This is a genomic window from Arenibacter catalasegens (assembly GCF_002909235.1).
GTDB lineage: Bacteria > Bacteroidota > Bacteroidia > Flavobacteriales > Flavobacteriaceae > Arenibacter > Arenibacter catalasegens.
In genome coordinates this window covers 69,158-93,376 of sequence record NZ_PHQQ01000019.1, presented here as the reverse complement: position 1 = coordinate 93,376, position 24,219 = coordinate 69,158, and the positions used below count along the sequence as shown (strand labels likewise).

Sequence of the window (24,219 nt, the reverse complement as noted above, 5' to 3'; positions counted from 1 at the left end):
CTCTTTGGAGGAAATTCTTTAAATTGGATACTACTCACTGGTCAATTTAGGAATAATTTATTTACTAAATTATTCTATCACAACAGATTCGTTGTACGTTTTTTTGTTTGTTATTATCTCCACAACATATATGCCTTTTGGCAACTTGCTAACATTGAAAGTTTCTTTTCTACTCTTCTTTACCAATTTCCCAATGTTATTATAGAATTTAACTTTCTTTAACCGTTCATTAAGATTTACGTTGATCTTAACCAAATCATTTTCGGAATTATAAATAAGCACTTTATTCCTTGTTACAGCTTTGTTTGCATTGGCTTTAAGTGTTATACCTGATTTGTTGATGGTGAAATAATCATCGACCTCATCAGTTTCTCTTATAAACTTTACGGTCAGATTTTGCCCGCCCATTCCATCATCTTCAATTTCCATAACACAGGACCCCAGTTTGTTCAACGACACGGACATGGCTTGGTGGTTCAAGTCTCCGCCAGATATTTGACCGGCAGAGCCTGTAGTTATATAAACAGCACCTTCTGAAGCTGCACTAGTTTTTTGATAGGCACCATCACTATCTGCTTTACCGTCCCCATTTCCTTGTGGTCCAACGGTATGCCCGCCTTTATTAATTTCTGCTGAGTTAAAAGTATTGGAAAATCCTTGATGTCCGTTTAAGAAATAAGAGCGTTCATAAGAGTGGCTATGACCATTTAATATAAGATCTACTCCGTTAGCTTCCAACATGGGCATAAATTTTTCCCGCATTTCAATTGGTCGGTGATCAACATCAGAGTCATGTGACCCTTTAGAGTAGGCTGGATGATGAAACAAAGTTACTATCCAATCCTGTGTTGTGTTTTGAATATCGGTCTGTGCCCAATTGAACATAGCGCCTCCGATGGTACGACTTGAATGATGGGAGTCTAGAATTATAAAATGAATGTTGGCATAATCAAAGGAATAATAGGCCTCTGTTCCCGATGCTGTTCCCCCGGCTTCTCCTGCTGTCGGAAAGGTAAAAACATCATAATACGGACCCGATTGTGTAGCCGAATCTGCAGAGTCACCATCATGGTTCCCCAGGCAGGACCAAGCTACGGATTTTTCAAACATATCCCCATACACATCAAAAAAGGCATTTTGATATTCGGCATCTGTTCCAGTATGATAGGCGTTATCCCCTAAAAACAACATCATATCCGTTTTATCCTGGTTTATTGGCGCAGTTGCCACATACTTGTAGTACGCATCGCGCACATTCCTTTGGTTATTATTACCAGTACCAGGATCGCCCAAAATCCATGCACGCACAAATTGTTTGGTGCCTGCAATAGGTGCTGTTATTAGATACATATCGCCCGAATCACTTTCGGATAGCACTTCTGTTTGATTACCAATATTGAAATAATATTTTGTGTTGGGAGTTAACCCAGATAAAGTAACTTCATGTTCCGTTGTTAAATTAGCACTGGACTCTTTCATAGACAATGACCCTAATGAGGTCCCGAAATTAACAACAGATTCCGTTGCACTATCTGTTCTCCATCTTATAATAACACTTGTTGGTGTACCGCTTTGCATATAAGGACCTCTTTCTACAACTGCGGAAGGAGAATTCTTTGGAAGGTCAACATTTTTAGAGACCGAGGTAGCACTTGCATTAGGAATATTTACAATTGAAGTTTGCGAAAATGAAGACACCGTTAATAGCATCAATAAAATAAGAGCACTTTTTTTAATCATAATTTTTCCTTGTTTAAGCTTTTTCAACTTGATCGGAATCCTTTAGGTAGTCTAATTCTTTAAGTTGAGGTGACAATGTGATTGGTCCAAGTTGGTTTAAACCAGGTTCAATTGCATTTAAAGCGGCTTCATGATTTTCATTGTTTTTTAGGTCATTGCCTTCTGAACCAACTATCAATAATGTTTATTCAGAAGGCATTCACCATATATTTATTCCTTGTAAATAATATTAACCAACTATCCCTAAAGGCTCAGTTGTTTTCCAATTGCCCCTAGTAAAATCGGGAAATGCCTGTGGAGCACCATTCTGGGCCACAGAAACTTCACTCAAGGTCCCTACTGCACTCCAATAACAACCTTCGTATACGTTTTGATCTAAGGGTTCCCCTTTTCTTAAACACTCAATAATCCGGTATCTCATTATAAAGTCCATTCCTCCATGACCGCCCATTTTGGTGGCCAGTTCGCCCAGTCGGAGGTACAACGGGTGTTCGTATTTCTCAAATATTTTCTGTAATTGATCCCCTTCTGCGTATTCATGATGGCTATCAGGACCTCCTTCTACCCCACCTTCCAAAGCAACCCTGGTCGGGAAACCGGTCAAGGTGCCCTTTGTTCCCTGTATCAGATTATGTCTGGTGTAGGGCCTAGGACTGGTTTCGTCCCATTGTACCATTATAGTTCTGCCCAGGTTGGTTTTTACAATAGATGTATTGATATCCCCTCCCTTAAAGTCCAACTTGTTCCATTTATGGTCCGAAGGAAAGTTTTTGGCTGCATATAGGTTACGTCCTTTGCCGGGTGAAGAAAAGGAGTTAATAAATTTAAAATTATCCTCTCCCCTGGCCAAATTCATGTATTGGGCAACCGGGCCCAATCCATGTGTAGGATACAGATTACCATTGCGATGGGCATAATGCTGGGTACGCCATGAACCTGTGCCACGTTCCACATCGTTCATCTGTGATCTTAATTCATGGATATAGGAAGCTTCACCATGGAGCAATTCCCCAATAACACCTTTTCGGCACATGTTCAGGTAAAGTAGTTCTTCCCTGTTGTAATTAACATTCTCCATCATCATACAATGCCTCTGGGTCTTCTCGGAAGTATCTACTATTTCCCACATTTCTTCTATGGTAAGAGCTAGGGGGACTTCCACAAATACATGGGCTCCGCTTTTCATGGCCTCAATGGCCATAGGGGCATGTAATTCCCATGGGGTACAGACAAAAACAGCATCGGGCTTTTCCTTTTTTAACATTTTTTTCCAATCGTTTTCACCATTGGTGTACAACTTTATCTTCTTGTGGCGGGTTCCCGCACCATGCTCCTTACATACCTTTGCGGATTTTTCGGCCAAGTCTTCGTATAGATCACTGATCGCCACCACTTCGGTACCTTCAATGGCCGCAATCTGCTGTACATGACCAGATCCGCGGGACCCCACGCCTATAAACGCACATCTCACCGTATCCAGTTTCGGGGCGGAAAAGCCACCCATATAGGTAGCACCGGGCTTAGCTGCCGATATATTATTTAAATTGTGGTCCGTTATGGAATTGGACCATGCAGGCGCCATAGCCAAACCCATTCCTGCAATGGATGTTTTTCTTAGAAAATCTCTCCTGTTCGAATTCATTGTCTGTATTTTGATTAATTAAATATTTGAGTTTATCCAGTATTTTGTTATTGCCATATACAAATACGTAACCTTCGGTATAAGTACCTTGTTAGTTATTTGGCATGGATTTATATTTGTTTACTTCATTCTCCGTAACGCTCGATTTACTATTCCCAAAGGAAGCCCTGACATAGGTAAGCACATCAGCCAATTCTTTGTCTGTCAAAAATTTAAAACTGGGCATTTCCTGATTATATGATTTACCTTGAACCTCTAATGGCCCGGACAAACCACTTACCACAGTCCGTATCAATCTTTCCTTATCAGCAACTCCCTCAGTTTTGGATATTGGAGGAAAGAAACCATCACTACCGGAACCATCGGTTTTATGACATGAAGCACAATATTTTTGATAAATGGCCATACCTTCGCTATGTACGGTCCCATCCATATTGGCCATAGCTTCTACATCAAGAGGCGCTTGCTTTTCAGTCATCTCAGCCAACCTATTTCTTAAATCTTCCCCTGCTTGGTGAATTCTAATTATTCTGTCATCATTCTCAAATGGTAATTTTGCTGGACTATAAAATTCTGGATTGGCAATTGGATGCCAGTCTTTATTGCTTGTACATATATAAATATCTCCATTCGGTGCAGAGACTACATCCCTTATCCTTCCAAACTGTCGGTTAAAAGCCACAGTTTCTTCTTCTATACCAGTTCCATCCGAAGAAAGTTTCAAAACCCTTAAACTCGTGCCTTTTAGGGAGCCAACCAATAGACTATTATTCCATTCCGGGATTGTTTCTGACCCATAATAGTCTATACCTGCTGGGGCTATGGTTGGAGTCCAAGATTTAATAGGCTCCGTTATTGTAGAGTCTTTGCAATACCCAATTTCATAGGGCTCATTACAGTAACCTGTTACATCTGGCCAACCATAATTGCTTCCTGCTTCAATAATATTTATCTCATCATCATTGGCTTCTCCATGTTCTGAACTATATAATTTACCATTGGCTATCACCAAACCTTGAGGGTTTCGGTGTCCCCATGACCATATAGGGTTATCTTTAATAGGATTATCACTTGGGATAGTCCCATCAAGATTAAGTCTCAAAACCTTTCCCGTTAATACAGAAACACTTTGGGCCATTCTTTTATTTCCAGCATCACCCAAGCTTATAAAAATTTTATTTTTTGGAGAAATAACAATTCTACTCCCGTTATGATACGTGGCGCCAGGAATGTCCTCTAATAATATTTTTGGACTTTCCAACCTCCCTTTGCTGTAGGTATATCTAACTAACTTAGAATGTAATTCATCATTCTTTAAATAGGTATAGTGTAAAAACACATATGGATGTCGTGCCATATCCGGGTGAACCACGAAACCTAATAATCCATAGGACTTTTTAACCAATACGTCCTCCAGTCTTAAAAGTGTTTTTATCTCCCCTGTAACTGTATTTAACTGGTTAACTGTTCCTTCTATTTCCGTAAACCATAAAATATTACTATCATCATTACCCCAACATAAGTCCCAAGGATTGTTCAAATTTGAAGCAACAACAGATATTGCCAATTGGGAAGTTTCCAGCGTTTTTTTGAATAAATGTTTCTGATAGGATACTTCTTCAGGCCTCTTTTTATTTTGTTCCAAACAGGAAAAATTCAATACTACCAACAATAAAACATAAGGACTGAGCCTCATTGCAACTATATTTCGTTTTAATTTCATCATGTTTTTTAATATTAAGCATCTGCAATGGCCCATAGAAAACATTAGGTTATCCCACAAAAAATTTGAGGTAACAAAACATTGGAAATTTTAATTACCGATACGCAGACATAATTCCAACACCTATTTTTGCCTTCTTCCCATTGCTTTTAAAGGAACTAACCCAATTCGGGACCTGCAATTAAAAACTGTTTATTTGCTACCCCCGAAAAGGAGTTATTTTTTAAATACATTCTTGTGAATGAGCGTTGAAAGGAAAACCCTAAAGAAGTTAATCGTTGTTTAAATGCAACCTGATGGTGCAAAACGTCGATTACAACGGACTGACCAACGCATTGTTCAAGAATAGTTTCTAAAAGGTTTACTGCATCATCAACCGTTTCTGCCATAAGCGGACCTACTTGAAAGAAATTAAGGCCAATCCGCCCTAGCACATATCCTACGATACGTTCGTTTCTTAAAATACACCAAGTTTTATATCCATTTCTATTGATTAGCGAATTGATCAATTCAAATCTATCCGCCCCAAAAATTTTTAAATCCAGCTGTAATAATTCTTCAATATCGTCTTCCGATATAAGCTTAATATGTGCGATGTTCCTTTTGTCAGTATTTCCCTTAATCTCAGTTGTTACCATGCGGTTGATTTCCAATTCTTCATGGAAACCCAATTTTCTATAGACCGGTATTCCTGCAGGTGTTGCATCCAATTTAATTGATTTGCAATCCCCCAACTTTTCAATTACAGTATTTAATAAAGTTTTACTAATACCCAAACCTCGGAAGTTCTTAGAAACCAGCATCATTCCTATCCAAGCCACTTGATCTTTATAATTTACGGCAGTAACCGTACCTACTACTGCTCCATTATATACAGCTACAAGGCATAAATTAGAATTTAGGCCTAGGAGCATCCGCCAATCCTCCTTTGTTTGATTCCAATTTTCATCAAACACCAATTGCATTGCCCCGGAGATATCGGCATTGTCCATTAGTCTTACAACTATATTTTCTAGATCAATTCTCATATCAATCTACTATTGGAGCCAGGCCTCTAAATTTTTAGTGACAAAATGGTCATCATTTAATTCAGGATATGCTTTATAAACTCTATCTATTTCCGCTTTTTGCTTTGAGCTTAAACAATCGTTTTCATTCAAGGTCCATGTACCCTCTAAAAGACCCTGTCTCCTTAAAACTTCAAGCAGCCCCACGATACAACCTGAAAAATTATTGGCAGCGTCAAAGAATGCAGCGTTGCTATCTGTAATTTTCGCAGCCATGGTCAGAAGCTTCCCCGAATCATTGGCATACACCCCTTTTTTAATGTCCTCTAAAAGAGTAACGGCTTCTTTTGCCCATACCGACCAATGCCCTAGTAGCCCCCCTACAATTCTCTTATTTATGACCTTACCTCCCGACTGAATCTGGAATTCTGTCATCAAATCCACCAAGATGTTATCATCATTACCGGTATATAAGGCTATTTTTTCCGCACAACCAGATTCTACAACTGCACGCGCTACATCGAAGGTTTGATACCTGTTAAAAGGAGCCATTTTAATGGCAACCACATTCTTGATCTGAGCAAATTCATACCAAAAGTCAAAATCCAAATACCGACCTCCTACAGCGGTCTGCATATAAAACCCTATTATTGGCAGTACTTCGGATACCGCTCTACAGTGATCCAACAATTGTTTATTGGAAGCATCGGGCAAGGAGGCTAGACTTAGTAAAACAGCGTCATATCCAAGATCAACGGCCAATTGAGCTTCCTGTAACGCTTGGTTTGTATTTCCGATTACACCCGCAATTCGAACGATAGGCCTATTCGATTTTAAAGCATAATTGTCAATTTCTTCTTTGGCCAACTCTAATACAGGCTTAAATAGATTTACATCCGGCCTTCTAATCTCGAATTGGGTGGTATGAACTCCTACCGCCAAACCACCGACTCCGGCATCCAGATAATATCTTGATAACGCCCTTTGCCTTTTCTCATCTAACTTTCTATGTTTATTTAAAGCCAATGGGTGTGCCGGAATAACCGTCCCCTTATGAAGAAGTTGCATTGCTTTGGTTGATAATATATTATTGTTCATATGTACTATCTAAAATTAATTATCGCTATTTCTGGCTTACCAGTGTTAGCCATTTATGTATTCGTAAAAAATAATTCTTGATGTTTTATCAATTCCATTCCGTTTTGGGTCCATAATTTATCCTTGCACAAAAATTAGAATTAATCAACCTACCTTAATACTTACCATCTTTTACTTCAAAATGTGTTGGTTTCCCATGAACTCTTTGTTCTGAATTAACCCAATCCGCAATCCATTTGATCATTTCGTCAACAGAAACCACTGGCTTGCCCATTGATTTAATAATATTGGAGGCGTTTGAAAGCAGGGCAACTTTATCTTCTTTTCCTGTAATTACCACTTCCCTACCCATAAGTTTTCCCAATTTCTTGGCTACATCATGTATTGAGATTCTTTCCAAGCCTGTAAGGTTCAATATTCGAGCTGGATTTTCACACAACATTAATGAACGCAGTACAAAAGCGTTGGCATCGCCCTGCCAAATAATATTGGCATAACCCATTGTAACATCCACCGGTTGGTTATTTTTAATTTTTAGGGCTATATCCACTAAAACGCCATAACGCATTTCAACCGCATAATTGAGCCTGATCAAGGAAATGGGGGTTTTATGTTCCAAACTCCCATATTGAAATAGCCGCTCTCTCCCCAAGCATGATTGTGCATACTCTCCGATGGGCAAGGCTGGATCCGATTCCAATGAACCTCCTGAATCTATATTGACCAAAGGATAAACACAACCTGTAGACAGGGCTACGATACGGGAATTTTTATAGTGGTCCACCACTAAACCTGGGATAAAGGAATTCATAATCCAGGTGTAGGGTTCATTACCGTCAGTCCCAAATTTAGTACCTGCCAAATAAATGACATTCTCCACTTTCGGCAAGCTTTTTACAAATTCTTGATCAACAAGATCCCCTGATATTATTTCTATTCCGAGCGATTCCAAATAATCTTTATTTGTAGGTTGGCTAAATCTGGAAACACCGATTATTCTCTTTTTTATACCCGCCATATCACAGGCTCTTTTGGCCATATGGGCCATTGAAATACCCATTTTCCCGGAAACTCCTAAAAAGATTATATCTCCTTCCAGTGTCTCCATCATCTTTACTACTTCTGGAGTTGGTCTTGATATCGCTTCTTCCAGTTCTTCTTCATTCTTAAAAAATTCAGGATATGTCTTTATCATCGTTCTTAATTATTAATAGTTCCATTTAAATTTCAACACATTTTATACTGCTAAATACCCAATAAGTTTTCCATACATAAAATAGACCAAAACACTTATAAGTATAAACCCAACTACAGCCATGAAATTCTGTAGATTATTGTTCCTATACTTACCCATTATGGACTTGCTATTAAGAACTAAAAATAGCCCTATGGCAATAAGTGGTACACCTAATATAGAAGATGCCTGGGCCATTATTAAGGCGTAAATAACATTTCCCCTAAAAAATACCGCAATCACCATTCCTGCAATCAATATTATGGCTGTAAATACTTTGGGCATTTTCTCATTCATTGAACTCCCCATTCCCATGCTATCCGCTAACAATCCACCGCCAGTAACCGAATTGACCAAGAGGGAGGAAAATGCAGCTGCCATAAACCCGAAACCAAATATATATTTAGCAAAACTTCCTAGCAGCATTTCCAATTGGATCGCCATATCGGCTGCTGAGTTCACCGATATTCCCCTTGGCTTTAAGGTTGCAGCAGCTGTAATAATAACCAATATTGATATTAGTGCAAGAAGGGATACACCAATTTTGGTGTCCCGTATACTTCGCGGCAAATCGGCCAACTTCCATCCCTTTCCCTGTACAAGGTAGGATTGGTAAAATGCATTATGTAATACGAATGTTGTCCCCACTAGGGCTGCTATTTCATTAAAATTATCACTTGAGACGGCACTTGGGATAAACCCCATGGCCGCAGCTTCTAAATCTGGCCTTATAAATATAAGGTTTACAATAAAGGCAAGAATTAGGATTACTACCATAATCATCATAAGTTGCTCCAGTGCTTTGTATAAATTCTTTGAATAAAAAACCAATACTATCGCCAAGGGTGTAAATATAAATGGCCAAATAGTTTCGTTAATTCCGGTTAAAGTCTTCATGCCCATTCCAACTCCTAAATTATTACCAAATTGAAAGCTTAGGGCTGCTAAAAAGGAACATACACCAATGGCAATGGAAAGCCACTTGCCATATTTTTCAGATATCACCTTAAGCAATGATTTTTCATGTAAAACTCCAAAACGAACACTCATTGTGGTATAAACGCTCATGGAGATTGCGCCCACCAATATTACCCATAAAAAAGAATAACCGTGTGTAGCGCCTATCTTAGAAGAAACTGTGATGCTACCAGGTCCTAAAACCACAGCGGCAATAATAAAACCAGGTCCTAATGACTTGAAGAAATTCTTAATTTTAAAATCCATATTATCGTTATTATAAAAATATTAGAACCACCCCAGTGAATTATTAATGCCCTAAGATGTTGTATTCAACAAAATGGGAAATATGCTTAGGTCCTACAAGTACTATTTTGACGGTATAAATTGAATCTGTAAAATGCCCTATCCGTATCTATTATTATAATCTTGGTATAAACTTTACAAGGACAGGTTGTGACAATTGTTCATACAGTCTTTCTATTTTTTCAGAAGGGCCTTTATTATTGAATCCAAAAATGGAATACACATTTTCTTCAAAGTATTTACTCCCTTTGGGTACTTTTAAGACTCCACTATCTACAAATCTTCTGTCCCAATATCTACCCTCATTTAAGGCGTATGAAATTTTGGTTTGTGAATCCATCATTGGGGACATAACGCCACTTAGGTTTTTATAATCAAATCCAATTCTTAAACTTGCAAAACCATATTTAGTACTATCATTGTAAAAACCAAACCATTTAGCATCTGCATCAATCGGTTTTTTCCTCAATTCCTTTATGGAGTAATGAGGTATTAAAGGGAGGCTATCATATAATGGTACTGTCTTTACTTTCCCATCCGCAAGAGGGAAAATCGCATGGGTAAAAAACTTATCCATAGTCATTTCATCATTCCGTAACATGGTCAGTGATAAGCTGTCTATCATTGTCATTTCTGACGAAAAACCAAAAAAAGGCTTGCCTGCATAAAACTTATATTCTCCTTTTAATTGAATTTCTTCATAACCTTTAACTTTTCCTGACCGATAAACAGAAATCATATATGGGCCTCTTTCTATAGATATCGAATCAAATTCTTGAATGTGCGCCATTGTTTTATAGTCTTCATTCTCCTTTTGAAAACTTGGCGCCCAATGCATTTTAATATTAGTTCGCTCCAATGTTATACCACTGTGCTCTTTTAAGGAAATTGAAGTAATTTGTCCAGGGCCCAATACAATATTGTTTGAAGACTTTTTAGCGGTAAGGTCTGCCTTATAAAACTCATTCTCAATAAATAGATTTAATCCCTCCCCTTTCGCTATAAGATCGGTAGTTGTCTGCACATTATCTCCAATTACGATATCATATTCTTTAGTTTCATGGGCTCGAATACTAATTGGAAATAAACAATGAACAAGATTAGATTCTAACAAAACCTTGGAGCGATTTAAAATCTGCCCTTTTATTACGTTTCCATCTTCGTTATTACGTAAGAACAGTGCCTTATTCTTAAGACGTTGTGCCGCTATAGGAATTTTTACTTCAATATACTCCAGATCACGCGTAATGCCAGCAGGTTCTGTAAGGTATAAATCGCCAATAACACCATTATCCGTGCAAGAAGATAACAGCATTAATGCCGCACTAAACAACACATAAAGCGATCGTGTAAAAAATATGATTCTAGATTTCATTGTTGTACTAGTCTAATAGTCCTTAATGTTTTTTCAACCTAAACTAAATCCAGTTCCTCCTAAAGGAGAATTTTAGAGTATCAAAACTTTTCTCCCTGCATTGCCGGGTCAAACTCAAAAGCGCCGATATCTGGTCTCTTATTATAATATAATGGCCCCACACCTTGACCTTTATGCCAAGTGAGTGCCTTGTCTAGTATCAATTCCTTGGTGTTATGATCAATAGATAAAATAATTGCTCTGTCCAACTGTCCATCTAGCTGTATGACATCCCCCTCAATTATCCCAAAACCATCTGTAAACCAACCGGAATCGGCTACTTTCATAACCTTACTATTTAATCCTACGTTCGTTGTATTCGTTAAAAAAACTCCCGCATCTATCATCGGGCTATCTGCCATTAATTTAAATTCCCTATTTAACGGATCGGTGAATTTTGGCTCTACTCTTAAACTGTTTTTAATAAAATCACTCCTGTTCAACTCCCACCAACTAAGTGGCATAAGGGGTTCATTGGAAGTAGAATTTCTTGCGCCATAGGAGATTAAATAAACCTCGTCATTGTTAGCGCCAAAAATATTGTTGTTGTCGAATAGCACATTATCCAACCTACTGGTATAAATCTGTATTGGCTTGTTGTCCAATTCAGAATACCAGGTCCAGCGATTGTCATTTTTAACAAACCTATTATTATAAAAGATGTTGTTTTTGATTTTTTGATCATAAAATTTTGCCTTCCCAACAATACTATTGGCAATTCTAATACCTCCAAAATCATTCTTATAAAATACATTTTGATAAATCCTATTCCCGTAATTATTTGCAGCCTCACCACCATAAATTGAAAGGGAAATTGGAGGCCCTGTGCATTCATAAAATACATTGTTGCGGATTATACCATTTTGACCGGCGTATTGAATTCCGGCATATGGGGAAGCATTACCTGAAGATGGAGTATGCGCAAAGATGTTTCCTTCAACAACATTGTATTTTGTATCATCATAGGAGTTCAACTTAGGGTAGTCCTCATTTCCATACCCTGCATTTTCACAATCATAGATTTCTCCTATTTTTTGAAGCTCATTTTCAAAATAATTATTTTTGACCACATTAAAGTTACTACACTTAAAAACCCAAAGTACATGTGTAGCTTTTGTTATTCTATTTCTCTCAACTAGACTATAATTGCAATCCACAAAAGCCAAATTATCTTGTGTGGAATCATGTAGACTATTATCTGAAAATATGGTAAAGTTGCATGATTGTAGAAACACACCAGTTTTAGAACTGCCAAAACCTTTAGCTCTTTCAAAAACATTATTCTTTATTACCAGATGATTGCTACCCAAAGCATTTAGCCAACGCTCAACATCACGAATAATTAATCCTTCAATCTTTATATAATCCTGATTTACGATCCATATTGCAGGCGAAAGAACGGAACCACTTAGCTCGACTTTTTCGTTGCCATAATTTTTATAGGAAATATAATTCTCCTCCGTACCGGAATTTTGAGGGTTTAATTGCTCTGTATAATTTCCTTCCCTAATTAACACAGAAGTACCGGCCATAGCAATGTTTGCAGCGGTTTTTATTCTTTTGTATGCATCACCATCAGAACCACTGCAGTTGCGATTGACCACAGAGTAATTGCCACTGCAATCTGTAGAAAGTTGGCCATCTACATAAATGAATTGTGCTGATAATGGATAAAAAGAAAATAGTAATATAAAAATCAATACTTTGGCAAAAATCATGTACGCACTTTTGTATATAGAATTTTTTCAATCTTAGTATTCATCCTAACAAAATTGTTGTTGGATTGTTGTTAGTCAAGCCAGACTCCGTTTAACATTACCCTCTCAATATTGTACATGTCTTTGATATTGGTAATCGGGTCTCCTTTAATTAAAAGTAAATCAGCTTGTTTGCCCTTTTCAATACTTCCAAGGCGATGGTCTATCTTTAAAAATTTGGCATTCTCAATGGTAGATGCCTTCATAATATCAACATTATCCATTCCTGACCTCGCCAGTAAATCCATTTCATGTTGAAATGACCAACCCTTTTCTGCGTAAGGAACCCAAGGTCCATGAGAACCTACTGCAAGTCTAACATTAGCTTTAGCACATCTCCCGATAAATGCGCTCATATTTTGAAAGGCCTTTAAGGCAGTACTGTCTTTCTTATCACCTTCAATTTTATATTCATAAGGTCCCAAAGTAGCGGTTAAAAAAGTACGATGTACCTCAAAAAATTTAATCAAGGAATCTGCTTTCTTTCCATTTACATCAATATCTCTCCACATTTCCAAACGTCCAGAAAGTCTTTCTTTATTATTGGCAAGCATACCTTGTCGGAACTCCTCAGCTCTTTTTCTGGAAACTAAGGCCGTACCAAGAGATGTTACATGCTCAACTCCGTCCAATCCGGCCAATACTGCCTGACGAACATCTGTAATTTCCAAATGAGCGGTAACAGGCAACCCATGGGCATGAGCTATATCACATACTTCTTTAATCAACTCAAGGGGTAATCTGTGATAAATTTTTATAGCTGAAACGTTCTCACTAATCAGATAATCCATGGCCTCCCTAACTTCGGCCTTATCCCTAACCATATAGGAATCTGTTGGCCAGGTGGGCGGGGGAGAATCTATATGTGGGCCTGTTAAAAATAATCTGGGAAGCGGGTCACCGGTCTGGCGTTCAAAATCAAAAGCTTCTATCCATTGGCCCGGATCTCTTACCGAGGTTACACCGTTACGAACAAATTTTGTAGGGAAGTGTTTAACGTGGTCATAGTGAAAATGGGCATCGATCAAACCCGGCATTAAGGTAAGACCCTCACCTTTAATAATTTCAGCATTCTCTGGGACATCGATAGTATCTTCTGGACCTACTTTATCAATAAGACCATTACGAACAATAACGGTAGAATTATGGGCGGTGGAATCTCCCAATCCGTCAAAAAGGGATACCCCAACAATGGCAATTACATTGGCACCAATTGCAATCTCTTCATGGTTTATCTCTAATGGGGAAAAATCAATTTTCTCCTTAGTTTCCTGTTTTTGACTCCCCTCATTACAAGAGAAAAGCACAGACAAAATTGATAGAGATATTAAGATATATTTCTTCATTTTAGTATTAATTTATGACACAAATCCAATAAGCTTAAATTCTTTTTGTTTTCATCAAAATAAAGGCATTCTTCCTGAGAATGAATGCCTTTAAACAACTAAACTAACTCAACTAACTTTTTTTTAGTAACCTGGATTCTGTACAAAATTCTGATTCTTGTCTATTTCACCTTGTGGAATTGGCCACAAGTATCTAAACTCACTGAAATTTGATTGTGGTTCCAATCCGCTAGGACCAAAGACTTCACTTCCTAAATCTCTACGTACAATGTCATACCATCTTTTAAATTCAAATGCTAATTCTATACGTCTTTCTTCCAAAATAATGGTTCTTAGATCGTCTATATTAGTTCCTGCCAAAACATCTGCAGGAAAAATGGAGGGGGCATATGTTCCATAACCACTTCCATAAAAATCAATCGTTCCCGCATTTCTAGCACGACCCCTAATTTGATTAACATACCCTATTGATTCAGGGGAAAGACCTAATTCATTCGCAGATTCTGCGGCTATAAGCAACACTTCGGCATACCTAAAAGCTGCGTGGTCAAAATCAGATCTCCACCCGGCAGTAGTCCTTCCTTCACCTGTAAATCTATTAAACTTTGCTATATGAGGTCTAGCCACCTCGAATTCAGAAAATGGCCTGACAATATCTGTATCATCAGCCAATATCAACGAATCGGCCATACTCACTTTTAGTCGATAATCATTGGAATCCCAACTATTGTACACGTTAATATGGGGAACGAGCATACTCCATCCCCTAATAGGCTTTGCACCACCTTCAACACCATTAAACGGACCGATCTTATTATCATTTTCATAGGTGGCTGGATTTGGATTTTCTCCTGTTTGATTCCCTGTAAAATCAATTGAAAAAATATACTCTTGGGAAGCCCATTGTTCACTTTCCCTAAACACATCTTGGAAATCATCTTCCAATGCGTATTTTAAGTTCCCTGCATTATCTATCACCCATTTAGCCATATCGTAGGATTGTTTCCATTCTTCCCTAGTCATATAAATAGAGGCTAAATATGAGGCTGCTGTTCCCTTTGATGGTCTGGACCTTACACTACCACGTGAATCCATCTCCAGATTATCAAAGGCGAATGTCATATCTTCTATAATCTTCACATATATTTCATCTGTTGATGATAATTCTATGCTTAACGGATCAACTATATCAGGACTATCTATATAAGGAAGATTGCCATAAAGCCGAACTAAATGATAATACAAAAAACCTCTAACAAATCTTGCTTCACCTTCTGCTATGTTTTTATCTTCCTGATCAATGTCATCACCTAAAAGACCTACACCTTGAATAGAAGTGTTCGCGGTGGCAATAGCTTGATATGCCGTAGCCCAAAAATCACGTACAAAAGAATTTGTAGGGGTAACCAAGAAAGGACTAAACTCGGTATAATCGCTAAATTCAAGTCCATTATCAACCATATCACTTGACAGTTGCAAAGGCGTGGTAAGTCCACTTCCGTAAAAATTTGAGGATGCCATTAAACCGTATGTGCCATCGGTCATTGCGTTTACATCATCTATAGTATTAAAGAAACCCTCTGGACTCAATGTCCCTACCGGTTCTTCATCTAATTTTGCACAGCCAACAACAAATGTCAAAATAGCTAGTGCAGAAAATTTTATTATATTCTTCATAATTATATTTTTATTTATTGTTGATTACTAAAATCCGATGTTTAGTCCCAAAGTGTATGATTTCACATTTGGATAACTACCATAGTCAAGTCCAAGATTACTACTGGAACTACTATATCCTACCTCAGGATCAACGCCTTTATATTCGGTTAACGTCAATAAATTTTGACCACTTATATAAATTCGTGCTGATGTTAAATTGATTTTGGACAAAAGTGATTCAGTAAAATTGTAACTTAAAGAAACATTTTTCAACCTAACATAACTAGCATCATCTACCCATCTATCGGATGTCACAAAACTTCTGCTGATTCTTGCCTCGGGAATATCCGTATCCGTATTCGTAGGCGTCCATCTATTAAGGGCTTCAGTCGTTACATTGGTTCTTCCGTTTAAGGCTCCTAACTCCATAAGGGAGTAATTTAGCATTTCACCACCTTCTGATCCTTGAATAAAAATATTAAGACTTAGGTTCTTATAACTAAAATCATTATTCCATCCCCAAGTAAAATCAGGATGAGGGTTCCCCATAACACTACGATCATCATCTGTTAGTTCCCCATCCTCATTCAGGTCCTTGAATTTTTCACCACCAACGTCTTCACCACCTACAAGTACCTCATCGGCAGATTGTACAACTCCGTCATAAACATAACCCCAAAACTGACCCACGGATAGGCCTTCTCTCAATATTTGTGTATTCCCTGCTCCAGCTAACGGTGCCGAAGAATAATAAATATCATTGCCTTCAGTATCGTTCTCAACAAGTTTGATAATCTCATTTTTATTAAATGAAATATTTGCAAATGTTTTCCATTTAAAATCACTCGGAAAAATAGTTGCGTTTAGTGCTAATTCAAATCCTCTGTTTTCTACAGTCCCTATATTTTGTAACTGTGTCTCAAACCCAGTATAAGTTGGCGTAGGAACATTGAATAAAAGATCCTCTGTTCTCATGATATAATAATCTGCCGTAAATCCAAATCTGTTCCCTAGGATTCCAAAATCCACACCAATATTTGTCTGTGTAGTCGTTTCCCATGATAAATCGTTATTGGAAATGGTTGAAGGCCTTAAAGCAGTAACAGTACTTCCTTGAACAGTTGTAAAAACATCCGTAAATGAGGCTAATGATTGATAAGGGCTTATCGCCTGATTACCTACTTGACCATAACTAGTACGAAGTTTTAGCAAGCTAATGGTACTCGAATCGGATAGAAAATCCTCATCAGAAATTTTCCAACCAAAAGCAGCAGAAGGAAAAAATCCATATTTATTGTTTGCTGCAAATACCGAAGCCCCTTCATAGCGCCCTGTAAACGTAAATAAATACTTATCGTTCAATGTATAATTAACTCTTCCGAAGAAAGCTTCAAATGCTGATTTTGTCAATTCCGAATCAACAGAAGGTGTGTTTGTACCCGCTCCTAAATTCCAATATGAAAAAGAATCAGAAATAAAGCCAGAAGCTATAGTTGTTGAAAGTTCCGTCCTATCTTTTTGATAAGAATAACCGGCCATCAAGGATACATCATGAATGTCCCCAAATATTTTGGAATAATTTAAATAATTTTCATTGATTAAACTAGTATACTTAACATTTGTAAGAGTAGCCTCGCCCCCAGTACTACTACCGCGCTCCAAGGTTGTTGGGTAGTACTGACCTGTTCTAGAACCACTCACTTTTACACCTAATGTAGATTTAAACTTTAAACCTTCGGCAATACCGATTTCCGCATAAACATTTCCTTGAAACAAATCTCTTTCAACTTCGTTTTGGTATTCGGTTGCCATAGCATAAGGATTATCGATAGGATAACCTACAACACTTAATGAATTATCGCCATTTTCATCTTTAACCCCTTGGGTAGGTGAAAATTTATAAGCCCCTGATACAACGCCAGTTTGCGAAGCATCACCGCCTTCTTGGGTTCTTACCCCATTTCGATTGGTTCGTCGTGCAAATATACTTGACCCAATATTCACAGACTCTGACACCTTTAAATCTAAATTGGAAGTAATAGAATATCTTTTATAATCCGAATCCTTGATAACACCTTGCTGATCATAGATTGCGCCGGACAAATAATAAGTTAATTTATCTGACCCACCAGCAACTGAAAGTTGATAATTTTGAACTCCTCCGGGTCCGTAGATTTCATCTTGCCAATCGGTACCTGTTCCCGTTAATTCAGGAACAAAACTAGGATAAAGCTCTTGTATGTAGTCGGTAAATTGATCTGCATCAAGTAGGTCTAGCGTATTTATTTCTTTTTGAGAAGAATATGATGATGAAAAACTAAATTGTGCTTTTCCTTCAGTCCCCCTTTTTGTACTTACAATTACAACTCCATTGGCGCCTCTAGCACCATAGATAGCTGTAGATGAAGCATCTTTAAGAATCTCTATGGACTTAATATCCTCAGATGGAGGCATAGTCCCACCAATAAATCCATCAACAACTATTAAAGGATCATTTCCGGCATTAATTGAGGTATTACCACGAATTTGGATACTATACTCTGACCCAGGTGCACCATTCGTGGATTGCACTGTAACTCCGGCCGCCCTACCCTGTAAAGCTTGGGCTGCATCCACAACTGGAAAAGCCACTAAATCCTCTGAACTCACAGAAGAAACAGAACCTGTTAAGTCACTCTTTTTTACACTTCCATACCCTACAACAACAACTTCATCTAATCCTGCAGCGTCTTCTTCCAATTTTATATTGACTAAAGTCCGACCATTAATATCTACCTGTTGGGTCGCAAAACCAAGATAGGAAACAACCAAAACTGCATTGGGGTCATTTAATACAATAGAAAAGTTACCATCAAAATCGGCCTGTGTACCATTAGTGGTACCTTTTTCCAGAATATTTGCCCCGGACAATGGCACTCCCTTATCATCCGTTATAGTTCCCGTTACTGGCTGTTGCTCTTTTTCAATTTCAATAAAGCTCTGGCTTGGGGCTATAGATAAAACGGAAGTTGTTTTTTTATCTACTTCTTTTAATATTATTTGCTTTTTTAATACTTCATAGGTGATATTCGACCCAAGAAAAAGTTTGTCCAGAATATCAAAAATCTTTTCCTTATCGGCCTTTATATCTACTACCCTTTTTATATTAATTTTCTTTGTGTCCACAAAAAACTTAAACTCTGAGATGGTTTCGATCCTGTTAAGTACCTCACTTAACTTTACGTCGTTCATTTCTAGAGAAATTCTTGTTTTTTGGGAGTAGGTAGTGGCGTTAATCTGCAACATACAAACTAAAAGGAAAAATGCAGTTAACTTCATTTTAAGATCCCACTTTAGGGTGAACATAGACGAACACCCGATTATTATCAGTTTTTTCATACTTTTGTTAAGGTTATTAATTGGTTACACTTTTTTTTGACCACTCTTTAAGTCGGGAAATGTTACTAGCATTTTCCGATTTTTTTTAGGAGCCGATCACATTAAATATATTGATCAATTCATAGGCAATATCTGTTTTTAACTTTTTAATTTATAATTATTTGATTGTCCTTAACTGAATATTCAATTCCGTAAGTTCTATCCAGTATTTCCAGTATCTCTTCTATGCTTTCTTCCTCAAAATTACCACTGAAGGTATTATTATCTAAAGCCTTGTTGCTATTAACAATGGTTACATTATAGCGTCGCTCCAATTGTTTGCGGATAATTTTAAAAGGCATATCCCGAAATACAAGTTTGCCCTGCACCCAAGCCGTATATATTGAAGTATCTACCTTATCCGATTTAAAATCCTTTCGCTCCCTACTCCAGGTTCCCCTTTCTCCTGGAACCAATTGTAAATTCGTCTGTTTTTTATTCACTGATGTGGAATCGTACAACTGTACGCTACCAGAAACTAAGACTGTACTGGTTTCGATATCTTCACTATAAGCGGATACGTTAAATTCCGTACCCAACACCCGGACATTAACAGCTCCCGTATTCACTATAAAAGGATGCTCTGTATCCTTAGTCACCTTAAAAAAGGCTTCTCCTTTCAGGGACACTTGCCTATGATTGGCAGCTGTAAAACTTGTAGGGTATCTTAAGACAGATCCAGAATTGATATAAACAATGGTACCATCGGACAGTTCCAATTCGAATTTCTTACCAAAGGGAACACTTAACTCATTATACTGTATTTCTACCGATTTATTTAAAGGTATATACTTAATTTTATCTCCTGTTTGCACAGCTACTATATTACCTTCAGAATCCAGAATATTAGTACTACCTGTCTCTTTGATTATTTCTCGCTTTCCATTTCCCAAATTCAGGTTAACTTCTTCGTTCGCTATCGTAAGGTTTTCTTGAATATCATTAGATCCTAATAGGGAATTTAGGCCCAGTCCCAATCCTACTATACCGACAAAGATTGCGGCATATTTCCAAAATGCAGGAATAGCCCGTCTTTTTGGTTTTCTCAAAGGGACAGGCTGAAGTCTAATTTGATTCAGAAAATCTTTGAAGGCACTTTCTTGATCTACATTTACATATTTTTTGGATAACAGATAATCCACTTCCATAGAATCCAAAAAATACTCTTTTACCTCTTCCAATGGATAATCCTGAATATAATCGTACATCTCGGCCTCCCCAATTTTTCCATCCAGGTAATTTTGAATAAGACCTTTAAGTGTGCTATTTTTCATTTCCATTTATCGTTTACATAACTAAGACCCCAGTTTTATCCCAATCCCTACATTTTTTTAAATCTTTTTTTTAAATCTTTAAAATTTTAATGATTTTGGTCAAATTTCACTAATTTTCACAGAATTTTACATAGATTGATCACTTACCAACTACATTGTCCCTTTGCACAACAAAGAAATATTATTACTCGAAAACCTCAAGAAAGGAGATGAAAAAGCTTATCAGCATCTGTATGATCTGCATTATGCAAATCTTGTGGTGTATTGCTATAATTTAACCAAAGATCAAGACCGAGCAGAGGACATTGTGCAACAGGCATTCGTTAAAATCTGGATCAAAAGGGACACTCTACATATAAAATCTTCATTAAAAAGTTACCTCTACCGCACTGTCTATAATACCTTTCTCAAGGAATACCGAAAGCTAAAAAAAGAAGAGGTTGCACTTTTAGAGATCAAAAATTCTATCCTTATAGATTTTGTAGAAAGGGATGAAACTGTTTTGGAAGAAAAAATGAAACTGTTGGAATCGGCCATAGACCAGCTCCCAAAGAAAAACAAGGAAGTCTTTTTGCTCAGCAAGAAATCTGGATATAAACACAAGGAAATAGCTGCCCAGTTGGACATTACGGAAAAGGCTGTTGAAAAACATATTAGTAGAGCTACCCAAACGATAAAGAAATGGCTCAAGGACAAAAAAAACAGTTTGCTACTAGTATTCTTGTATTGTAGGACCTAAAATCTTTTGATTTCAAAAATTACGACAGTTACAAAACCTAACACCTTGAAAAGGTATTACAGGCCGGAAATTAATATGATTTGTTGTTATCTGGATAAAAAGGAGTTTGGTTTATACAATAAAGCATGTATATCTTTACCATCTTTCAAAATAAGTCTAATTCAATATTCCAAGAGCAAGAAAGTAATCCAAAAAAAATTGGCGTAAGCGTAATATATAGTCGGAAACGAATATGCTTCCATGGTATGGATTTACCCCTAGCCAAACGCTTTGGACTAGAAAATATAAACAAAAAACAGAAAATGACAGCTAAATTATTATTACTAATTTCATTTATCCTCTTTTCCAATTTTGGAAGTAGTCAAGGAGGTTTGCCAGAGTTAAAAGAAGAAAAAATTCAAATTAACACAGATGAAAAATGGTGGGGAGGAGCCATAAATGATGGTGTAATAATGCCTTTTGCAGTTGGTTACTCATATGATATGTATGGGAATTTAAAAGGTAATCAATCACAGCCATTACTTTTATCCAATCAAGGAAGAATAATTTGGTCAGAATCTCCATTTAAGTTTACGTTTTCGGATACCGAAATTATAATTCAGGGCATTGATCAGATACATATAACCGAAGGCAAAGAGAACCTCAAAAATGCCTTCAAATTTGCGTCCAAAAATTATTTTCCCCCAAATGGAAAGATGCCCGATAGGTTATTATTTGAGCAACCCCAATATAACACGTGGATCGAGTTAATTTACAACCAGAATCAAAAAGATATCCTAAAGTATGCCCATTCCATAATCGACAATGGTTTTCCACCGGGAGTATTAATGATTGACGACAATTGGCAAGAAGCTTATGGTAATTGGAAATTTCATCCAGAAAGATTCCCTTCGCCCAAAACAATGATAAATGAATTACATGAATTAGGGTTTAAGGTAATGCTTTGGGTCTGTCCTTTTGTAAGTCCGGATACTGAAGTATTTAGAAGCGCCGCAAAAAAAGGCATATTTCTTAAATATCCCGATAATCAAGCAGTAGCTGGTTTTCCTGAATCTTATTTTGAGAATGTTGCCATGATTGGTTGGTGGAATGGTTATAGCGCTTTATTAGATTTTTCTAATCCAGAAGCGAAAAAATGGTTTAAAGAAGAATTGCAATACTTAGTTGATGAATATAAGGTAGATGGTTTTAAATTAGACGCCGGGGATGCTGTTTTTTATCCATCTTGGTTAAATAGTCATGAAAGAAATATATTCCCCAATACCCATTCAGAATTATTTGCGCAAATTGGCCTAGATTTTCCATTAAATGAATACAGAGCTACCTGGAAAATGGCAGGCAAACCGTTGGCCCAGCGACTTCGTGATAAAGGTCATAATTGGAAAGATTTGCAAACCCTGATACCAAATATAACCGTTCAAGGCTTAATGGGGTATGCCTTCACCTGTCCTGATATGATTGGAGGAGGAGAATTCAATTCATTTATTAACACTACTACGATAGACCAAGAATTAATTGTACGTTCTGCCCAAGTTCATGCCTTAATGCCAATGATGCAATTTTCTGTAGCACCCTGGAGGATCTTGGACAAAGAACATCTTAGTGCCGTAAAAACAGCCATAGCCCTACGTCAGAAATTCACCTCCACCATTCTTGATTTAGCAGAGGAAGCGGCTAAAAATGGACAACCAATTGTACGCACAATGGAATATGTTTATCCAAATGCTCAATATGAAAATATTAAAGACCAATTCTTTTTAGGAGATGACTTATTAGTTGCTCCTGTCTTAAAGAAGAATCAAACGAACCGGATAGTAGTTTTACCAAAAGGAAAATGGCAAGGATTTGATGGAAAAATTTATTCTGGCAATAAAGAAATAACGGTTAAGGTTAAATTAAATACTATCCCATATTTCCAAAAAATAAAATAAATTCGGTCTAAAACAACGTATAGCGGTCACTCATTGCCCTGCCCCTGCCCGCACCTTGCTTAAGCGGCAGGATCAAACTGGTAGCCTAAAACCCCATTCTTTAATTTCCGGAATTAGAAATTGTTTTATAAACTATCTGCCTTAGCTAACATTGAAGGTGCTACTAAGCAACCATTTCGAAATATTAACATCTATGATTTAGTATTGAAAAACCCTAAATCTCAAAGAAATGAAAAAAATTCAATTACTCTTAACATTCATTGTTTTAAGCTTATTTCTTAACAGTTGTCTTAAAGATGAAGAAAAGGACAAAGAAAGAATAGTTGAAATGATAATATATCCAGAGACTGGGTATGGGGCAAGTGTTATGAGTGATATTTGGACTCAACCTTTGATTTTTTCGGATACCGATGACAGCCAAAAGCGCTTGTTGGTTGATATAATTGTTGAAGATTTTGATTTTGAGTATGAAAGGGGATTTAAATATACTTTAAAGGTTAAAAAAGTTTGGATGCATGAGCCTCCCCAAGATGTTTCTTCGGTTAAGTATGTTTATATAGAACTTCTTTCCAAGGAGAAAATTATTACCGAAGATAGCGAAGAAATCATTGACCTTTTTGTATCATCCAAATCGGTTAAGTTTACACCTAAATTTCCAAGTGAATTCGAAGAAAATGAATCCTCACCCAAGATTTATACTGCTTTACATTCCAAAAAGACTGACTCCGATAATTGGATGGTTCTCACTGAGATAGAAGGATTTGTTTTTGAAGAAGGGTATGAGTATGTATTAAGCGTAAATAAAATTACCAAGGCTGAACCATTCTCAGTTAAATATATATTACTGAATATCAAATCAAAAACCCTTAAAGACTAAAAGTAAAAGCGTTCAACACACCGTATAGAATTTACTGGGACAGTAATATATTCAAGGTTCGTAACACATTTTAAAGCAGAACAGTTTATCCCAATAGT

Annotated in this window: 17 protein-coding genes; 3 read left to right on the top strand and 14 right to left on the bottom strand. The window is 37.1% G+C overall.

What is annotated here, in order from left to right; all coding sequences use genetic code 11:
* Positions 1 to 69 precede the first annotated feature (69 nt).
* From CWD90_RS14930 to CWD90_RS14870, 14 genes are all read right to left on the bottom strand, one after another.
* Positions 70 to 1,740 carry a metallophosphoesterase gene (locus CWD90_RS14930; protein WP_157941251.1) on the bottom strand — a complete coding sequence of 557 codons (1,671 nt, stop codon included), beginning with the start codon at positions 1,738 to 1,740 and terminating at the stop codon, positions 70 to 72.
* A gap of 13 nt (positions 1,741 to 1,753) precedes the next feature.
* Entirely contained in the window at positions 1,754 to 1,918 is a 165-nt protein-coding gene (locus tag CWD90_RS23090) for a hypothetical protein (RefSeq protein ID WP_157941250.1), read from the bottom strand.
* A 51-nt stretch (positions 1,919 to 1,969) separates the two neighbouring features.
* A complete protein-coding gene (locus tag CWD90_RS14925) occupies positions 1,970 to 3,382 on the bottom strand; it encodes a Gfo/Idh/MocA family protein (protein WP_103476877.1) in 1,413 nt (470 codons plus the stop codon).
* Positions 3,383 to 3,473: 91 nt separating this feature from the next.
* A complete protein-coding gene (locus tag CWD90_RS14920) occupies positions 3,474 to 5,108 on the bottom strand; it encodes a PQQ-dependent sugar dehydrogenase (protein WP_192878032.1) in 1,635 nt (544 codons plus the stop codon).
* A 155-nt stretch (positions 5,109 to 5,263) separates the two neighbouring features.
* Entirely contained in the window at positions 5,264 to 6,133 is an 870-nt protein-coding gene (locus CWD90_RS14915) for a GNAT family N-acetyltransferase (RefSeq protein WP_103476875.1), read from the bottom strand.
* A 9-nt stretch (positions 6,134 to 6,142) separates the two neighbouring features.
* The gene (locus CWD90_RS14910) at positions 6,143 to 7,210 is read right to left on the bottom strand and encodes a dihydrodipicolinate synthase family protein (protein ID WP_103476874.1); all 1,068 of its coding nucleotides are present in this window, start codon (positions 7,208 to 7,210) and stop codon (positions 6,143 to 6,145) included.
* Positions 7,211 to 7,364: 154 nt separating this feature from the next.
* The gene (locus CWD90_RS14905; RefSeq protein WP_103476873.1) at positions 7,365 to 8,405 is read right to left on the bottom strand and encodes an NAD-dependent epimerase/dehydratase family protein; all 1,041 of its coding nucleotides are present in this window, start codon (positions 8,403 to 8,405) and stop codon (positions 7,365 to 7,367) included.
* A gap of 42 nt (positions 8,406 to 8,447) precedes the next feature.
* Positions 8,448 to 9,668 (bottom strand): Nramp family divalent metal transporter, encoded by a 1,221-nt coding sequence (locus CWD90_RS14900; protein ID WP_103476872.1) that lies wholly within the window; start codon positions 9,666 to 9,668, stop codon positions 8,448 to 8,450.
* A 154-nt stretch (positions 9,669 to 9,822) separates the two neighbouring features.
* On the bottom strand, positions 9,823 to 11,082 hold the full coding sequence (locus tag CWD90_RS14895; protein WP_157941249.1) for a hypothetical protein: 1,260 nt from the start codon (positions 11,080 to 11,082) through the stop codon (positions 9,823 to 9,825).
* Between the two features lie 80 nt (positions 11,083 to 11,162).
* Positions 11,163 to 12,839: a right-handed parallel beta-helix repeat-containing protein gene (locus CWD90_RS14890; RefSeq protein ID WP_103476870.1), complete on the bottom strand. Its 1,677-nt coding sequence runs from the start codon at positions 12,837 to 12,839 to the stop codon at positions 11,163 to 11,165.
* Positions 12,840 to 12,910: 71 nt separating this feature from the next.
* A complete protein-coding gene (locus CWD90_RS14885; RefSeq protein ID WP_103476869.1) occupies positions 12,911 to 14,224 on the bottom strand; it encodes an amidohydrolase family protein in 1,314 nt (437 codons plus the stop codon).
* A gap of 123 nt (positions 14,225 to 14,347) precedes the next feature.
* Positions 14,348 to 15,901 carry a RagB/SusD family nutrient uptake outer membrane protein gene (locus tag CWD90_RS14880; protein ID WP_103476868.1) on the bottom strand — a complete coding sequence of 518 codons (1,554 nt, stop codon included), beginning with the start codon at positions 15,899 to 15,901 and terminating at the stop codon, positions 14,348 to 14,350.
* Between the two features lie 27 nt (positions 15,902 to 15,928).
* Positions 15,929 to 19,261 carry a TonB-dependent receptor gene (locus tag CWD90_RS14875; RefSeq protein WP_103476867.1) on the bottom strand — a complete coding sequence of 1,111 codons (3,333 nt, stop codon included), beginning with the start codon at positions 19,259 to 19,261 and terminating at the stop codon, positions 15,929 to 15,931.
* 146 nt (positions 19,262 to 19,407) lie between these two features.
* Positions 19,408 to 20,574 (bottom strand): FecR family protein, encoded by a 1,167-nt coding sequence (locus tag CWD90_RS14870; RefSeq protein ID WP_192878031.1) that lies wholly within the window; start codon positions 20,572 to 20,574, stop codon positions 19,408 to 19,410.
* Positions 20,575 to 20,737: 163 nt separating this feature from the next.
* On the opposite strand from CWD90_RS14870, the gene CWD90_RS14865 reads away from it, so the two are divergent.
* The 3 genes from CWD90_RS14865 (at position 20,738) to CWD90_RS14855 (ending at position 24,121) form a co-directional block, all read left to right on the top strand.
* Positions 20,738 to 21,313 (top strand): RNA polymerase sigma factor, encoded by a 576-nt coding sequence (locus CWD90_RS14865; RefSeq protein WP_157941248.1) that lies wholly within the window; start codon positions 20,738 to 20,740, stop codon positions 21,311 to 21,313.
* A gap of 302 nt (positions 21,314 to 21,615) precedes the next feature.
* Positions 21,616 to 23,244 (top strand): glycoside hydrolase family 31 protein, encoded by a 1,629-nt coding sequence (locus tag CWD90_RS14860; RefSeq protein WP_103476898.1) that lies wholly within the window; start codon positions 21,616 to 21,618, stop codon positions 23,242 to 23,244.
* 229 nt (positions 23,245 to 23,473) lie between these two features.
* Positions 23,474 to 24,121 carry a DUF4377 domain-containing protein gene (locus CWD90_RS14855; RefSeq protein WP_103476864.1) on the top strand — a complete coding sequence of 216 codons (648 nt, stop codon included), beginning with the start codon at positions 23,474 to 23,476 and terminating at the stop codon, positions 24,119 to 24,121.
* Positions 24,122 to 24,219 lie beyond the last annotated feature (98 nt).

Excerpts from the sequence above, each read along its gene's own strand:
- CWD90_RS14930 (WP_157941251.1), bottom strand. The coding sequence starts at position 1,740 with ATGATTAAAAAAAGTGCTCTTATTTTATTGATGCTATTAACGGTGTCT.
- CWD90_RS14925 (WP_103476877.1), bottom strand. The coding sequence starts at position 3,382 with ATGAATTCGAACAGGAGAGATTTTCTAAGAAAAACATCCATTGCAGGA.
- CWD90_RS14920 (WP_192878032.1), bottom strand. The coding sequence starts at position 5,108 with ATGATGAAATTAAAACGAAATATAGTTGCAATGAGGCTCAGTCCTTAT.
- CWD90_RS14915 (WP_103476875.1), bottom strand. The coding sequence starts at position 6,133 with ATGAGAATTGATCTAGAAAATATAGTTGTAAGACTAATGGACAATGCC.
- CWD90_RS14910 (WP_103476874.1), bottom strand. The coding sequence starts at position 7,210 with ATGAACAATAATATATTATCAACCAAAGCAATGCAACTTCTTCATAAG.
- CWD90_RS14905 (WP_103476873.1), bottom strand. The coding sequence starts at position 8,405 with ATGATAAAGACATATCCTGAATTTTTTAAGAATGAAGAAGAACTGGAA.
- CWD90_RS14900 (WP_103476872.1), bottom strand. The coding sequence starts at position 9,668 with ATGGATTTTAAAATTAAGAATTTCTTCAAGTCATTAGGACCTGGTTTT.
- CWD90_RS14895 (WP_157941249.1), bottom strand. The coding sequence starts at position 11,082 with ATGAAATCTAGAATCATATTTTTTACACGATCGCTTTATGTGTTGTTT.
- CWD90_RS14890 (WP_103476870.1), bottom strand. The coding sequence starts at position 12,839 with ATGATTTTTGCCAAAGTATTGATTTTTATATTACTATTTTCTTTTTAT.
- CWD90_RS14885 (WP_103476869.1), bottom strand. The coding sequence starts at position 14,224 with ATGAAGAAATATATCTTAATATCTCTATCAATTTTGTCTGTGCTTTTC.
- CWD90_RS14880 (WP_103476868.1), bottom strand. The coding sequence starts at position 15,901 with ATGAAGAATATAATAAAATTTTCTGCACTAGCTATTTTGACATTTGTT.
- CWD90_RS14875 (WP_103476867.1), bottom strand. The coding sequence starts at position 19,261 with ATGAAAAAACTGATAATAATCGGGTGTTCGTCTATGTTCACCCTAAAG.
- CWD90_RS14870 (WP_192878031.1), bottom strand. The coding sequence starts at position 20,574 with ATGAAAAATAGCACACTTAAAGGTCTTATTCAAAATTACCTGGATGGA.
- CWD90_RS14860 (WP_103476898.1), top strand. The coding sequence starts at position 21,616 with ATGACAGCTAAATTATTATTACTAATTTCATTTATCCTCTTTTCCAAT.
- CWD90_RS14855 (WP_103476864.1), top strand. The coding sequence starts at position 23,474 with ATGAAAAAAATTCAATTACTCTTAACATTCATTGTTTTAAGCTTATTT.